Here is a 15,155-nt window from a genome sequence, read left to right on the forward strand (position 1 = left end):
GAAAAAGCCGCTCATGGAGCGGCTTTTTGCTGTCTGCCTGCCACTCAGGGCAGCTTGATCAGGGGCTGCTCCCGCAGCTCTGTGGGGCGGCCGGCCTGGATCTTCTCCACCTGGGCCAGGGCCTGCTTCACCTCTTCCCCATTGCGCAGCAGGCGATAGGTCAGATCGAAGGTCTTGGTCTCGCCGGGCTGGATCCTGGGCACCAGCCCCAGCGGACGCTGGTACTTGGTGCTGTAGGCATAGCTGGTGCCGGGCTCTATGCCGGTCACATAACCCTGAGCCCGGGTGTCTGTGTTCTTCCACAGGGTCAGCACAGGCAGCTGGTGCGTGTTGTAACCCACAGCCACCCCGACGTTGCCCGCTTTGTTGTTGAGCACCGCCAGGGTATTGCCCTCGGCATCGCTGTAGGGCACCAGGTTGAACACCATCTCGTCGAAGCCCTTGGTCGGCCCCAGGTAGGTTTGCCAGCCCTTGAGCCCCGCCTTGGCGTAGTCGTTGAACGGGGAGATCTGCTTCACCGGGGTGCTGACCCGCGCCCCCTCCTCCAGGATGGGCGCCCCGAAGTTGCCGTGATAGATGATCTGGTACTCGTTCTCGTAGTCGGCGTGGTTGGTCAGCTTGTCCTGCAAGGCAAACTCCGCCTGACCGGGCACCACGCTCAGCTGGGTCCAGGTGACCAGCTCGCTCATCTTGAAGGTGCGCTCGTCCACCCGGCCCCGCACGTGGATGGCGTAGGGCGGCTCCTCATCCACTGTCACGCTGACCACTGAGGCCGGTATGTTCTGCACCCGGCCGTGCAGGCTCTTGAGGCGGCCGTCGTCATCCACCCCGGGGTGGCCTGTCCACTCATAGCCGCAGCGTACCAGCATCTCGTTGAAGCCATCGAGCCAGCCGAGCCCGGCGCGGCTCTCCAGATCGATGAAGGCCGGGTTGACCACCTCCTTGACCGGGGAATCCCAGCCGAGGCGCACATCGGCCCCCTTGACCTCCTTGATCCCCATGCCACGGGTCGGCACCAGGGTGACCTTCATCACCCCGTTGTCGACGATGAGCAGATCCACCCCCTCCTGACGCCCGCCGTGCAGGCGCTTCTTCTCGATGGAGAAGGGTACCGGGCTCTTGATCCCCAGCTTGTCGCTGGTGATCTTCCAGTCCCCCACATCCAGCCCCTGCTGGGAATCGGTCAGCAGGAATTCGGCGGCCTGGCCCGAGCTCGCCCCCAGGGCGAGCAGCACGGCAATGGAGAGTCTCTTCAACATGGCTTTATCCTCGTGTCTCTTGTTCTTGTGAATGGTTTTCGTGAAAGCTGAATCGTTTCAGTGATCGAAAACTAGGCGCCTGACGCACCAGACTCAAGGGACAAAAGAGGGAAATGTGAGCCGTTTGACAATAAAAGCGTCAATCGGCTTGCTGAAGTGAAGGCTGACTCACAGTCAGGGTCGGGGGGATGACGGGCAGGAAGGAAGAGGGAGGCGCCAAAGCACCTCCCCAGGATGCTGTCTCTCTGCCCTACTCCAGCGCCCACGCCACGGCGGCGTCGGCGTGAATGGCGGTGGTGTCATAGAGCGGCACTGCGGCCTGGCACTCCCCCACCAGCAGGGCGATCTCGGTGCAGCCGAGGATCACGGCCTGAGCCCCGGCCCGTGCCAGGTCGGCGATGATGGCCAGGTATTCGGCCCGGGACGACTCGCGAATGTCGCCGAGGCAGAGCTCGTCATAGATGATGCTGTGTACCCGCTCCCGCGCAGCGTCGCCGGGCACCAGCACCTCCAGCCCGAACAGCTCTTGCAGCCGCCCCTTGTAGAAATCCTGCTCCATGGTGAAGCGGGTACCGAGCAAGCCCACCCGGGTCACCCCGTCGGCCTGCAGACGGCGGGCGGTGGCGTCGGCGATATGCAGTAGCGGGATCTCGATGGCGGCGGCGATCTCGGGGGCCACCTTGTGCATGGTGTTGGTGCCTATCATCAGGAAATCGGCGCCACCGGCCTGGAGTGCGCGGGCCTCGGCCGCCAGCAGACGGGCGGTGGCGGGCCAGTCACCGGCATGTTGCAGCCGCTCTATCTCGGCAAAATCGACGCTATTGAGCAACACCCGCGCCGAATGCAGGCCGCCGAGCCGCGTCCGCACGCCCCGGTTGATCGCCTGGTAGTAGCTGACGCTGGACTCCCAGCTCATGCCACCCAGCAGACCGATACATTTCATAACCGCTCCTTTTCACATCGGGTGACGGCCACCCACAGACAAAAAAGGCCCCGAAGGGCCAGCAATAAAACAGATTGCTTTCAGGGCCTAAATCCAGATCATCAGCACGCAGGCCGCCGTGGCGATCCCCATGCCGAGGTTAAAACGACGCCAGCCTCTGGCGGTGCGGATAAGGCGGCGCACCTGGGCACCAAACAGCACCCAGAAGGCCCCGGTATAGAGGCCGGTCACGAAGAATATACCGAGCACCCAGCCGGCGGATGGCCAGTAAGCCTCCCCCGCCAGGGTGAAGCCGCTGATGGCGGAGAGCGCCATCATCCAGGCCTTGGGGTTGAGCAACTGCAACATGGCCCCCTGATGGGCCGGGATGAGCGGCCGACTGCCATCCGCCGGGCCGCTGGCGGTGGCCACCTTCCAGGCCAGCCAGAGCAGGTAGGCCGAGCCCACCAGCTTGAGGCCGTCGTGCAGCAGCGGCACCTTCTCGAACACCACCCCCAGCCCCAGGGCCGTGGCCAGGATCATCAGGTTGATGCCCCCTACCACACCCACCAGCAGGGGGATGGAGCGGCGAAATCCCTGGGCGGCCCCGGCGCTGGTGAGCAGCATGTTGTTGGGGCCAGGGGTGCCACAGGTGATCAGGGCAAAGCCCGCCAGGGGAAACAACCAGTTCAGATCCATCTCAACCTCATTCAGATACGGCAAGCCTCCTAATATGCAGAGCCTCTGCCCTGACGACAAGGTCAGCAATGCATTTTCTTTGCATGAATAATCAGGCGGTCATTAATACCAGAGCATCACCACGCACAGGGCGGTGAGCGCCCCCAGGCTGCCATTGAGACGACGCCAGCCTTTGTCCGAGTTGATCCAACGGCTGAGCTGATGACCGAACAGCACCCAGGCGAAGCAGACCGGCAGCCCCGCCATGGGGAAGACGGACATGATGCCCCACATACTCGCCCAGTAGTCGCTCCCCGGCAGGCTGAACAGACTGATGGCGGAGATCCCCATCATCCAGGCCTTGGGGTTGAGGAACTGAAAGCCCAGGCCTTCCAGCAGGGTCAGCGGGCGGGCGCGCCTCGCCGGATCGCCGGGGGCACCGGCCACGGCGATGCGCCAGGCCAGCCACAGCAGATAAAGACTGCCCAGCACCTGCAGGCTCAGCTTGAGCAGGGGCCAGCGCTCGAACAGCGGATAGAAACCGAGCGCCAGCACCAGTTGCAGCACCGGCTGACCCACCACCACACCTATCAGGTGCGGCAGGGTGCGGCGCACCCCGAAGTTGGCACCGGATGCCGTCAACATCAGATTGTTGGGCCCCGGGGTGCCGCAGGTGAGCAGGGCGAAGCCAAACAGGGTGGCATACCATTCAATGGTCATGGGGTGACTCCTTTCTTGCCACATTGTATCGGTACAATGTGAGCTATCGGGTTGTTAACAGGCTGAATATCACGCTATATTGGGGACAATATTGGATCAATGGATTTATTGTCACCATGACAATCTGGACACCCGACCTCACCCCCTTCGAGGGCCCCCTCTACCTGAAACTGGTCAAGGCCATAGAGCAGGCCATTGCCGATGGCGCCCTGCCTCCCCAGACCCGGCTGCCCACCCACAGGGCGCTGGCGGACCGGCTGGGAGTGACTGTGGGCACCATCACCCGCGCCTACACCGAAGCCGAGCGGCGGGGTCTGCTGGCGGCCAGGGTGGGTCATGGCACCTGGGTCAGGGCCGCGGCGGATCCCGCCAACGAATGGGTGATCCGCAACGAGGACAATCAGCGCATCGAGCTGTGGCAGAACCTGCCGGTGCAGCTGGACAGGGCCGCCATCATCAGGCCCATGCTGACCGAGCTGGCGGACGGGGATCTCAACGGCCTGCTCGGTTATGACAAGGAGGCCGGGCGTGCCCCGCAGCGCCAGCTGTTCGTCGACTGGCTCGCCGAGCAGGGCATCCGGGGGAGCGAGGAGAGGTTGCTGTTCAGCCATGGTGCCCAGCACGGCATCATGCTGGCCCTGCTGGCCACCGGCTGCGTGGGGGAGACTATCTTCTGTGAGGGGCTCAGCTACCCCGGCATGCTGGGCAATGCGCGCCAGCTGAAGAATCAGGTGATGGGGCTGGCGATGGACGAGGAGGGGCTGATCCCCGCCGCCCTGGAAGCCGCCTGTCGCCAGCGGCGGGCCAAGCTGCTCTACCTGACCCCCACCCTGCAGAACCCCACCACGGCCACCATGAGCCTGGCGCGGCGAGAGGAGATAGTCGCCATCGCCCGCCGCCATGATCTGCTGATCGTCGAGGATGACGTCAACGGCCTGCTGCCCGAGGTCTCGCTCCCGCCCCTGGTCAATCTGGCGCCGGAGCGGGTCATCTACCTCGGCAGCCTGGCCAAGATCGCCTGCGGCGGCCTGCGGGTCGGCTTCGTGCTGGCTCCCCCCGCCCTTCGCAACGGCTTCGCCCAGGCGATGCGGCTGTCGAGCTGGATGGTGAGCCCCCTGCTCATCGAGCTGGCCTGCAAGCTGGTGAGCCAGCACCAGATCATGCCGCTCATCGAGCAGCAGAGACGGGTCCTGGCGCGTCGGGGAGAGCTGCTGCGCCACCTGCTGCCGGGGGCTCGCTGGCAGCCGGGCTCCATGCACGCCTGGCTGCCGCTGCCCGAGCCCTGGCGCAGTCAGGAGTTCGCCGAGGCGGCCAACGCCCTTGACGTCGGGGTCGCGAGCGGAGAACACTTTGCCGCCGGCCAGTTTGCCGCCCCGCAAGGGGTGCGCCTGAGCCTGAGCCAGCCCGCCACCGACGCCCGGGTCGCCGAGGGGCTGGAGCGCCTCGCAGGGCTGCTGCGCGCGGCGCCGCCCACCAATCCCCTGCTATAGTCAGTGGCCCTGACCCCGAAGGAGTGACCATGCTGCCCGTCCGCCCCGCCCTGCTGCTCATCACCCTGTTGCTGGGAGGCTGCGCCTCCCCCGCACATCAGCAGCTGGGCCAGGCCCTGAGTGGCCTGGAAGGGGAGTTGCAACGGCTGGAGGAGGAGCTGGCCGCCATGAACGGGCTCCACTACCAGAAGGCCATAGACGCCCCCCTGGCCCTGCGCCGCTACCTGAGCGCCCCCTCCCCCACGGCTGAGGGCCTGGTGCCCGTCCAGAGCCAGCTGCAGGACGGCCCCCTGCTGCGCTACGACTACCGCCTGCCAACCACAATGACCCGGCTGCCCACGGACAACCCCTGCCTGCGCTACGAGTTCGAGCTGCGCCACCTCGGTCGCCTCGGCCAGCTCGAGCTCGCCTGGCAGGGAGAAACGGGGGCCGGAGATCTGCTGATCCAGCAGCGCGACTGCCCCTTCTCCGCCAAAGGGCCCGGCCTGCAGTGATCCCGCCCCAGATGTGATCAGGGGTTGGCCTGTGGCCAACCCCTGTGTTCATCTACGACTCGATCCGCTCGACGCAGGCATCCGGCATGGCAGCGGGATCAGATCAGACCCCGCACCAGGATACCGGCGATCAAGAGCGGCGCCACCAGTCGCCAGCACCAGAGCAGGCACAGACGCAGGGCCGGGGAGAGCCCCTCGGGCAGTATGCTCTCCCCCAGTCGCCAGCCCAGCAGCAGTGTCAGCACCAGACCGAACAGCGGCATCATCAGGTTGGAGGTGAGGTAGTCCAGCAAGTCGAAGAGGGTCTTGCCAAACAGGGTGTAGTCGGCCCAGGGACCGAACGACAGGCTGACCGGAATGCCGGAGGCCATGATCAGCAGGGTCAGCACCCGGCAGGCGCCACGGCGCGACCAGCCCCACTCCTCGCAGGTGAAGCGCACCAGGTGCTCCAGCATGGAGATGGAGGAGGAGAGCGCCGCCACCAGCAGCAGCAGGAAGAAGACCACCCCCAGCCCCTGACCGAACGGCAGGTGGCTGAACACGGCGGGCATTGTCATGAAGGTGAGCCCTGGCCCGGCAGTGGGGTCTATGCCGGTGGACGCCAGCGCCGGGAAGATCATCAGCCCCGCCAGCACAGAGATGAGGCTCGCCAGGGTCACTACCCAGACGCCGGAGCGCAGCACACCCTCGCTATTGGGCAGGTAGGCGCCGTAGGTGGTGTGTACCCCCAGACCGATGGAGAGGGAGAAGAAGGCCAGCCCCAGGGCATCCAGCACGCTCTGGCCGGTCAGCATGGAGAAGTCAGGCAGCAGCAGCTGACGCACCCCGGCCATGGCCCCCGGCATGGAGAGACCCACCCCCACCAGCAGCAGCATCATGACGAAGAGGGCCGGCATCATCCAGCGCAGCGCCCGCTCCACCCCCTTCTGGATGCCCCCCTGCACGAACCACCAGGTCAGCCCGGCGAACACCAGATGGGTCAGCACAGGCCACCAGGGATGGCTGACATAGCCGTTGAACAGGGCGGTCAGCGCCGAACCCTCGCCGAGGTTGAGCTTGCCCATCACCGCCAGCGCCGCATAGCCCACGGTCCAGCCCCCCACCACGCTGTAGAAGCTGTAGATGAAGAAGCCGCAGAGGATCCCCATGTAGCCCATCCAGCGCCAGTTCGGCCCCACCAGCTTGTGGAAGGCGCCGAGCACCCCGCGCTGGCTGCGGCTGCCGAGCAGGGTCTCCCCCACCAGCACAGCCACCCCCAGGGTGAAGCTGAACAGCAGGAACACCAGCAGGAAGGCGCCGCCGCCATTGGTGGCGGTCACATAGGGAAACTTCCAGATGGCGCCGAGGCCGATGGCCGTGCCGGCCGCCGCCAGCACATGACCGAGACGGGAAGACCACTGAACCTGGCTCATACAACCTCCGGGGAAGACAACATCGAATCGATACTCCATGGGTAAGTGCAACCTGGGTCGCAACAAAAAGGCCGCCCGGGGGCGACCTTTGCAATGAACATTCAGACTGAGTGCGCGTGCAGGGTCACCTCTCTTGCGAGCGGAAAAATCGGCCGAACCGGGCGATGAGGGGTGACATGCTATGGGTAACCTGGACGCAAAAAAGGAGCCACAGCCTAAACCACGGCAAGAGAAGTTGACAGCCAATAGTCCATTTTTGCCCGCAATACAGAATATTTACCAACCTATATGCCAAGTGGTGAATCAAAGTTTCGATAAACCTCTATTTCATGGATTTTTCGAGGCAGTCAATGCTGCCGGCGAGGATACCCTGTGTACCCAGGTAACGGGCGGGCCCGAGGCCCGCCCGCGCGGCAAGGGTTACAGCAGACCTCGCACCAGGATGCCACCTATGAGCAGGGGCGCCAGCCAGCGCCAGCAGCCCATCAGCAGGGCGCGCCAGTGCGGTGCCAGCCCCTGGGGCAAGGCCCGCAGGCCCAGCTGCCAGCCCAGCAGCAGGGTGAGCGCCAGCCCGAACAGGGGCATCATCAGGTTGGAAGTAATGAAGTCCAGCAGTTCGAAGATGTTCTTGCCAAACAGGGTCACCTGCGCCCAGGGGCCGAACGACAGGCTGACCGGGATGCCCCCCGCCATCACCAGGGCTGTGATCAGGCTGCAGGCAGCACGGCGCGACCAGCCCAGGCTCTCGCAGACGAAGCACTGCAGGTGCTCCAGCAGGGAGATGGAAGACGAGAGCGCCGCCACCACCAGCAGGGCGAAGAAGACCACCGCCAGCCCCTGGCCGAAGGGCAGTTGCTGGAACACCGCCGGCATTGTCATGAAGGTGAGGCCGGGGCCTGAGGCGGGATCTATGCCGGTCGCCGCCAGCACGGGGAAGATCATCAAGCCCGCCAGCACGGCGATCAGGCTCGCCAGCAGCACCACCCAGAGACTGGAGCGGCCCACCCCTTCGCTGGAGGGCAGGTAGGCGCCATAGGTGGTGTGGATGCCAAGCCCGATGGAGAGGGAGAAGAAGGCCAGCCCCATGGCGTCCAGCACACCTGACATGCCGAGCTTGCTGAAGTCCGGCATCAGGAAGTGGCGTACCCCGGCCATGGCATTGGGCAGGGTGAGACCGAAGGCCACCAGCAGCAAGATCATGATGAAGAGTGCCGGCATCATCCAGCGCAGGGTGCGCTCCACCCCCTTCTGCACCCCGCCCTGCACGAACCACCAGGTGAGGGCGGCAAACAGCAGGTGGGTCAGCACGGGCCAGAGCGGATCCCCCACATAGTCGTTGAAGCGGGCGGTCAGTGCAGCGCCATCCCCCTGTTGCAGGCTACCCGCCAGCGCCATGCCGGTGTAGCCCAGGGTCCAGCCCCCCACCACGCTGTAGAAGCTGAAGATGAGCAGGCTGCACAAGAGCCCCATGGCGCCGACCCAGCGCCAGCGCTTGCCCATCAACTCATCGAAGGCCCCCACCACCCCGCGCCGGGTCAGGCTGCCGAGCAGAGTCTCCCCCATCAGCACCGCCACCCCCAGGGTGAAGCTGAACAGCAGGAACACCAGCAAAAAGGCGCCGCCACCGTTGGCGGCAGTCACATAGGGGAACTTCCAGATGGCGCCGAGACCGACCGCCGAACCTGCGGCGGCCAGGATATAACCGAGCCGGGATGACCATTGGGACTGCTTCATGGGAACTCCAATCGAGGGGCCCGCCAGCGGGGCCCGGAATGGCGCTCAGAGTACGCCCGGGGGCGCGCAATCACTCGGCGAATATCCGTCTTAAAACTGCCTTATTGGCATAAGTTGCCAATAAAATTCGGATAACCAACCAATCGTGCCACAAAATAAAAACCGGAGCGTTTTTGCTCCGGTTCTTGCTGTCATGAGTGTGCGTTTTGGGACTAGATGACCCCCAGTTCCCGCAGCCGCTCCATCAGGTAGCTGTGGGCTGTGTGACGCTCGGAGAGCACCACGTCCGGGCGTGGGTGCAGGAACAGCGGCAAGGAGATGCGGGACTTGCTGACGCTGCCGCCGGTCGGGTTGATGACGCGGTGGGTGGTGGAGGGGTAATAGCCATGGGAGGCCTCCTGCAGCATGTCACCTATGTTGATGATGAGGGTGCCAAAGTCGCAGGGCACGTCCATCCACTCCCCGTCAGAGCCCTTCACCTGCAGGCCCGGCTCGCTCGCGGCGGGCAAAATGGTCAGCAGGTTGATGTCTTCATGGGCCGCGGCGCGGATGGCCCCCGGCGCTTCGGTGCCGTCGAAGGGCGGATAGTGCAGCACCCGCAGCAGGGTCTTCTGGCTCTCTTCGATCATGGAGGAGAGCGGGCAGCTGTAGCGGGCGGCGATGTCCGCCGGGGTGTATTGCTCCACCCAGGAGAGCAGCTCGGCGGCGAGATCGTTGGCGAGGCGGTAGTACTCCATCGCCTGCGCCCTCAGCTCTTCCGGCATCTGGCCCCAGGGGTAGAGGTGGAAGTACTCCTTGATGTCCTTCTGGGTGTTGCCCTTGGCCACCTCGGACACCGAGGGCGGGAAATAGCCGTCCTGGGTCTCGCGGTTGAACAGGAAATCCTGCTTCTGCTCGCTCATGAAGAAGCGATACCAGTTGTCATAGATGGACTGCACCAGCTCCTTCGGGATGGGGTGGTGGGTCAGCACCCCGAAGCCGGTGGTGCGCAGGGATTCGGTGAAGCGCTCGGCCGCGTCGGGGGAGCGATAATCGACGGTCAGGACTTTCATTGTTTTTGTTACGTGCCAGTTAAAAGTAGGCGCAGTTTACCCTGCCTCCCCCGGCAAGAAAAGGTCGCCGGAAGCCCGTTCACAACGGCTTGAAAATAGTGATAAAAACATCATGATACGGCGCCCTCGCCCGGTGCTTGTCCCGGGCGGGCTTCCTCTTCTAGAATGCCCCACCATCCTTGCTGTCGGAGCCCCTTCATGTCCCCCAAGATCCTGCTGTTGACCCTCCCCCTGCTGCTCGCCGGGTGCAGTTCCCTGTCGGAGGAGGAGTGCCGCGCCATGAGCTGGTACAACCAGGGTTATCAGGACGGGGAGCAGGGCAAGACCCGGACGGCCACCCGTGACTACAAGCAGACCTGCGGGGAGTACGGCCTCAGGGTGGATGAAGACGAGTGGCAGCGCGGCTACGCCAAGGGGCTCGAGCTCTATTGCATCCCCGAGCTCGCCTACAGCAAGGGGCGGGAGGGGAACGAATACCTGGGGGTCTGCCCCAACGACACCAGCTTCCTCACCCAGTTCGAGCGCGGCCGCAAGGAGTTCCTGCTGGAGCAGCGCCTCGGCGAGCTGCAACAGGAGCTGGAGCGCACCGAGCGGACCATCTATCAGCTGGATCAGCAGATCCGGGGCGAGAGCGACAGCAAACAGCGGGACTACTACCGGGCCCAGCGCGAGCGCGCCATTCGCCACTACGAGGGGGTGCGCCGTGACTACAACCGGATCCGCTTCCCGGATCGGGTGATCCAGTTCTCCTTCGGGAGCTGACAAACAAGGGGCCGCACTGGCCCCTTTCTGTTGCCCCTCAGGAGGGCAGGACCCAGCGCTGCAGCGCCAGCGCTATGCCGTCTTCGTTGTGATCGGCGGTGACCCTGTCCGCATGGGCCTGGATCTGGGGCGCCGCATTGCCCATGGCCACCGCCAGCCCCACCTGCTCGAACATGCTGATGTCGTTGTTGTTGTCCCCAAAGGCCACCACTTTCTCCATCGCTATCCCCTCCCTCGCCGCCCACTGGGCCAGCCGGTTGCCCTTGCTGCACCCGGGCTGCACCAACTCCACCGCATAGGGCGCCGCCCAGTCCTGGGTGAAGGGCAGTTTCTGCACCACCTCCCCCACGAAGCGGTGCAGCAGGCCAGGATCCTGATTGAACAGCTCCAGCTTCCAGATGGGCTTTTGCAGCCAGCCGTCGATATCCTCGGCGGGCAGCAGGGAGACCTTGAGGTGATCCGGCTGGTTCGCCGACCAGCGCCGCATCCGGCCCACATGCTCCTCGCAGCCGAGATAGCCTATGCCCCCGTCCAGGTGGAACAGGGCGCCCATCTGCTGCGCCTGCACCTCGGCCAGCAGGGCGGTGAGCGGCGCCACCGCCAGGGGATCCCCGGCCAGGATCCTGCCTTGCGCCGGATCATAGAGGTAGGCGCCGTTGCTGCAGATGAGGGGGGTGTCGAGGGCCAGCTCGTGATGGAAGGGACGGGCCGTCATGAAGTGGCGGCCCGTCACCAGCAGCACCTTGATGCCGTGGGCACGGGCCTGGGCCAGGGCGGCCCGGGTCGCGGACGAGATCTTGTGATCCCGGGTCAGCAGGGTTCCGTCCATGTCGAGCGCAATGGCTTGATAATGACTCATATCACCTCCAAAGACTGTGCATCGCGGGGCGCATGATGAAGGCCTGTGCTGGCCAGGTTCGCCGGGCGACGGGGTAAAAAGGGGACAAAGAGCCATACCGTCCCAAACTCGGCGCCGGGATGCAAGCCCCGCCTGCCACCCCGGCGCCGATCTGTGATCCAGCCGCCTCAGCCCGGCTCGGCGCAGGCGGCCACAGCACTTCGTCTGTCCGCCCGTCTGCGCAACCCGTAGAAACCGAGGGCGCAGATCACGCCGCAAAGCGCCGCCAGATAGAAGGGCCACTCGGTGCCCGCCAGCAGCGCCAGGCTGCCCAGCACCACCGCCAGGATCTCGCTGCCCACCGCCAGGCCGCGGTAGATCCCCATCGCCTGCCCCTGTTGCTGGGCATGGCTGCGGTTGGAGATGGCCACCGAGGTGGCGAGCTCCCCCAGGCTCATGCCGATGCCGGCCGGGATGAAGGTGAGCGCCAGCCCCCACCACTGGGTCGGCAGAATGAACATCAGCATGCCCGCCGCCATCACCAGATGCCCGACTATGCCAAGGGAGCTGCCGCGCCAGTGGCGGGCAAGCTGCTCCCCCAGCCAGGAACCCAGCATCATGGGCACGCTCACCAGCACGGCGGCCTGCGCCAGCTGCACCGGATCCCAGGCCAGCCGCTCCACCAACCAGACGTTGAAGTAGGTGAAGTAGAGCTGCACGGCCCCGTAGCTGAGGAGGGTCAGCACAAAGTAGGGCAGCAGGCGAGGTTGCAGCAGCAGTTGGCGGGTCGAGAGGGAGGCCAGCTCTTGCTCGGCCGGCACCGGCGGCCGGTTGGGCAGCAGCCAGAGCACCAGCAGCAGGTTGCCCACCGTCATGGCCACCGCCAGCCAGGCCGCCAGGCTGTAATCCCCGGACACCACGGCGGCATAGCCCCCTATCATGGGGCCCAGCACCCAGCCCAGGTTCATGCCGATGTTGATGCGGGCGAAGTTGCGCGCCTTGGTCCTGGTGGTGCTCATGTCCGCCGCCATCGCCTGCACTATGGCGATGTCGCCGTTGAAGAAGCCCTCCACCACCCGGCTCAGCAGCAAGAGCGGCAGGGAGCGCCAGGCGATCCCCAGGGCCATCAGCACATAACCCGCCAGCACCCCGACCAGGCAGAGGGTCAGCACCGGCTTGCGACCATGACGATCCGACAGCTTGCCCAGCCAGGGGGCCCCCAGCAGTTGAAACAGCGGATAGAGCCCCATGATGACCCCGAGCCACAGCTTGCGACTCCAGTCAGACGCTTGTGGCGTCAGCATGCCCTGGGCCGGATCCAGCATCAGCGGCGCCAGCACCGGCGAGGGCAGACTGAAGCCCGCCACCGCCAGGGTCACCGTCATCACCAATACCCAGAGGGTCGCCTGTCCCTTGATCCCTTCCATCTCCGCCTCATTAAATAAAGTTATTTGTTTATTTATACTGCGAAAGGAACGGTATTAAGTAAAGTGAATTATTGATTTAAATGAGACCGCTGCCCATAATGACCCTATCAACGCCAGTGTCACCCTGGCTTTCCCGAAGCGAACGCCTGTCGAGAACCCGAGCCGACAACCGGAGCCACCCCATGAATGCCAGCACCGACAAGATCCTCTACCTGCTGAAGACTCACGGCCCTCAGAGTGCCGCCGCGCTGGGGGAGCAGTTGCAGATGACCTCCATGGGCGCCCGCCAGCATCTGACGGCGCTGGAGGCAGACGGCTGGGTGGGCTTTAGCGACGAGGCGCGGGGCCGAGGTCGCCCGATACGGCTCTGGCACCTGACAGATCAGGCCTGGCAGCGCTTCCCCGACACTCACAGCGAGCTGACCCTGCAGCTTATCGACGACGTGCAGCAGCTGTTTGGCGAGAGCGGCCTGGATCAACTGATCGCGCGGCGGGAGCAACAGATGCTGAGCCGTTATCAGGCCAGACTGACCCAGCCGGCGCTGGCGGATCGGCTGGCCGCGCTCAAGGAGCTGCGCAGCCGGGAGGGCTATATGGCGGACATGAGCCAGGAGGAGGATGGCAGCTGGTTATGGTGGGAGAGTCACTGCCCCATCTGCGCCGCGGCGCGGGCCTGCCGGGGCTTTTGCCGCAGCGAGCTGGCGCTGTTTCGCCAGTTGCTGGCACCGGCCGGGGTGGAGCGGGAGCAATACCTGCTGGACGGGGACAGGCGCTGCCTCTATCGCATCCGGCCGCCGCAGGCCTGAGGATGCCGGAGCGCAAAAACAACAAAGCAGGCGCCGGGATGCCTGCTTTGTTGCCTTCGGGGAGGGGATGCTCTCGTTCCAGCCCGTCGTTTCCCGATAAGGTCGGACGGCTGATGGGGTTGTTGACCTGGTAAGGTCCTTCACCACAGAGGCCTGGTTGGGCATCTGTCTTGCCACCGGAAGATGAAACCATGGTACTCCTGCCGGTGCGGTGAGTGGTTGTGAAGTAGTAGGTATTTTCAGTTGTTTTTGCAATAGTTCACCCTTAATCTAGGAAAAGTGAATCAGTAATTGCAACGAGGAACGGAGAATGCTGAAACTTGATCGCATAGACAGGCATATTCTGGAGTTGATGCAGGAGAATGGCCGCATCAGCAACCTGGAGCTGGCCGAACTGGTCGGGCTCTCCCCCTCTCCCTGCTCGCGCCGGGTCAAGGCGCTGGAGGATGCCGGTCTCATCGATACCCACGTCACCCTGCTCAACGCCCGCCAGCTGGGGCTCACCCTCACCGCCTACATTCACATCTCCATGGACAGGCACACCCCGGAGCGGTTCGAAAACTTCGATCGGGCCATTCAGGATCTGCCAGAGGTGCTCGAATGCGACCTCATCACCGGCAACGACGCCGACTACCAGCTCAAGGTGGTGGTGCGGGACATGGAGCACTACCAGCACTTCCTGCTGGACAAGCTGACCCATATCTCCGGCGTGACCGGGGTGCGCTCCAGCTTCGTGCTGCGCCGCATCAAGCACAAGACGGCCCTTCCCCTCAACCACCTGGGCTGAGGGCCAGAGGCGCAAAAAACAAGAGGAGGCCCAGGCCTCCTCTTTGTCGTCTCTGATGTCAGGGAATGACAGGGTCAGACACCGACCTGGCTGACGTCCTGCACCTGCAACAGCCAGCCGGCCTGCTCCTGCTGGGGTTCACCGCTCAGTCGCAACCGCTCGCCCTCTGACACCCACTGCCCCTCGGGCAGGGAGACCAGCAGACTCTCGCTGCCGTTGTCGAACACCCAGCGATCTTCGCCAAGCGACTCAATCAGATAACCTTCCATCTCCACTCTGGACTCGGCTTGCCAGGACGGCGCAACGGAATCACGGCTCTCGATGAAATCCCCCTGAACACCAAAACTGGCCAGCCCCCACAGAATGGAGAGCCCGACGATGGATGACTGCATCTCTCTCTCCTCTCATGAAACTGTGGGGCCAGTATGGAAAGGGAAGCATGAGTGCACCATGAACAAGGCCGCAAAGTGCAGGCGAGATCGCGAAAAAAACCGGCCAAGGGGCCGGTTGTGTCATTTTATGGCGTCTGGATCACACTATTTGGCGGCTTCCTCTGCCATTCGAACCGCCCTTGGCTTATTCGTCCACATGGCCAAACCGCGGTGATCCGCGCATATCCCCTCGTCAGTGACGGCCCGAACCCGGACGCCATCCTTGCAGAGGGCCTGCCAGGCATCCGCATCGTCGATCTGCAATTCGGACGGAGAGTGGGGGCCACCGGCGCAGCCACTTAGCAGCAGAACAAACAGGGGTAACCAGGGTTTCATCGGATGG

At 64.4% G+C, this 15,155-nt stretch carries 16 protein-coding genes; 5 read left to right on the forward strand and 11 right to left on the reverse strand.

Translation table 11 applies throughout. The features are described from left to right. Positions 1–44: 44 nt before the first annotated feature. The 4 genes from ACFWHB_RS17565 to ACFWHB_RS17580 all read right to left on the reverse strand — a co-directional run bounded on the left by ACFWHB_RS17565 (position 45) and on the right by ACFWHB_RS17580 (position 3,579). Positions 45–1,259 carry an aldose 1-epimerase family protein gene (locus ACFWHB_RS17565; RefSeq protein WP_163149183.1) on the reverse strand — a complete coding sequence of 405 codons (1,215 nt, stop codon included), beginning with the start codon at positions 1,257–1,259 and terminating at the stop codon, positions 45–47. Positions 1,260–1,509: 250 nt separating this feature from the next. After that, entirely contained in the window at positions 1,510–2,202 is a 693-nt protein-coding gene (locus ACFWHB_RS17570) for an aspartate/glutamate racemase family protein (protein WP_163149184.1), read from the reverse strand. 87 nt (positions 2,203–2,289) lie between these two features. Beyond that, complete coding sequence (locus tag ACFWHB_RS17575; protein WP_139743762.1) at positions 2,290–2,880, reverse strand: LysE family translocator; 591 nt, start codon at positions 2,878–2,880, stop codon at positions 2,290–2,292. A gap of 102 nt (positions 2,881–2,982) precedes the next feature. Next, the gene (locus tag ACFWHB_RS17580) at positions 2,983–3,579 is read right to left on the reverse strand and encodes a LysE family translocator (RefSeq protein WP_163149185.1); all 597 of its coding nucleotides are present in this window, start codon (positions 3,577–3,579) and stop codon (positions 2,983–2,985) included. Positions 3,580–3,695: 116 nt separating this feature from the next. Here ACFWHB_RS17580 and ACFWHB_RS17585 point away from each other — a divergent pair, with 116 nt between their 5' ends. Next, positions 3,696–5,069, forward strand: a complete 1,374-nt coding sequence (locus tag ACFWHB_RS17585) for an aminotransferase-like domain-containing protein (RefSeq protein WP_163149186.1) — start codon at positions 3,696–3,698, stop codon at positions 5,067–5,069. 29 nt (positions 5,070–5,098) lie between these two features. Further along, complete coding sequence (locus ACFWHB_RS17590; RefSeq protein ID WP_395948959.1) at positions 5,099–5,563, forward strand: hypothetical protein; 465 nt, start codon at positions 5,099–5,101, stop codon at positions 5,561–5,563. A gap of 98 nt (positions 5,564–5,661) precedes the next feature. Here the strand turns inward: ACFWHB_RS17590 and ACFWHB_RS17595 are convergent, their stop codons facing one another. From ACFWHB_RS17595 to ACFWHB_RS17605, 3 genes are all read right to left on the reverse strand, one after another. Beyond that, positions 5,662–6,975, reverse strand: a complete 1,314-nt coding sequence (locus tag ACFWHB_RS17595) for a sodium-dependent transporter (protein WP_395948960.1) — start codon at positions 6,973–6,975, stop codon at positions 5,662–5,664. 420 nt (positions 6,976–7,395) lie between these two features. Next, positions 7,396–8,709 (reverse strand): sodium-dependent transporter, encoded by a 1,314-nt coding sequence (locus tag ACFWHB_RS17600; protein ID WP_395948961.1) that lies wholly within the window; start codon positions 8,707–8,709, stop codon positions 7,396–7,398. Positions 8,710–8,921: 212 nt separating this feature from the next. After that, a complete protein-coding gene (locus ACFWHB_RS17605; RefSeq protein WP_234569206.1) occupies positions 8,922–9,761 on the reverse strand; it encodes an isopenicillin N synthase family dioxygenase in 840 nt (279 codons plus the stop codon). 198 nt (positions 9,762–9,959) lie between these two features. Between ACFWHB_RS17605 and ACFWHB_RS17610 the strand changes: the two genes are divergently transcribed. Continuing rightward, positions 9,960–10,523: a DUF2799 domain-containing protein gene (locus tag ACFWHB_RS17610; protein WP_106884903.1), complete on the forward strand. Its 564-nt coding sequence runs from the start codon at positions 9,960–9,962 to the stop codon at positions 10,521–10,523. 37 nt (positions 10,524–10,560) lie between these two features. Here ACFWHB_RS17610 and ACFWHB_RS17615 read toward each other — a convergent pair whose 3' ends face one another. Continuing rightward, positions 10,561–11,382, reverse strand: a complete 822-nt coding sequence (locus ACFWHB_RS17615) for a Cof-type HAD-IIB family hydrolase (protein WP_395948962.1) — start codon at positions 11,380–11,382, stop codon at positions 10,561–10,563. 167 nt (positions 11,383–11,549) lie between these two features. Further along, a complete protein-coding gene (locus ACFWHB_RS17620; RefSeq protein WP_111913092.1) occupies positions 11,550–12,788 on the reverse strand; it encodes an MFS transporter in 1,239 nt (412 codons plus the stop codon). A gap of 182 nt (positions 12,789–12,970) precedes the next feature. Here ACFWHB_RS17620 and ACFWHB_RS17625 point away from each other — a divergent pair, with 182 nt between their 5' ends. Then, positions 12,971–13,594 carry a helix-turn-helix transcriptional regulator gene (locus ACFWHB_RS17625; RefSeq protein WP_395948963.1) on the forward strand — a complete coding sequence of 208 codons (624 nt, stop codon included), beginning with the start codon at positions 12,971–12,973 and terminating at the stop codon, positions 13,592–13,594. A 310-nt stretch (positions 13,595–13,904) separates the two neighbouring features. Then, positions 13,905–14,381, forward strand: coding sequence for an Lrp/AsnC family transcriptional regulator (locus ACFWHB_RS17630; protein ID WP_025325819.1), 477 nt, complete (start codon positions 13,905–13,907; stop codon positions 14,379–14,381). A 74-nt stretch (positions 14,382–14,455) separates the two neighbouring features. On the opposite strand, the gene ACFWHB_RS17635 is transcribed toward ACFWHB_RS17630, so the two are convergent. Together ACFWHB_RS17635 and ACFWHB_RS17640 are read right to left on the reverse strand one after the other, a co-directional pair. Next, positions 14,456–14,773, reverse strand: coding sequence for a hypothetical protein (locus ACFWHB_RS17635; protein WP_005324594.1), 318 nt, complete (start codon positions 14,771–14,773; stop codon positions 14,456–14,458). Between the two features lie 144 nt (positions 14,774–14,917). Then, entirely contained in the window at positions 14,918–15,148 is a 231-nt protein-coding gene (locus ACFWHB_RS17640) for a hypothetical protein (RefSeq protein WP_395948964.1), read from the reverse strand. Positions 15,149–15,155: the final 7 nt, after the last annotated feature.

It is taken from the genome of Aeromonas mytilicola subsp. aquatica, from assembly GCF_044336385.1.
Classification (GTDB): Bacteria; Pseudomonadota; Gammaproteobacteria; order Enterobacterales; family Aeromonadaceae; genus Aeromonas; species Aeromonas rivipollensis.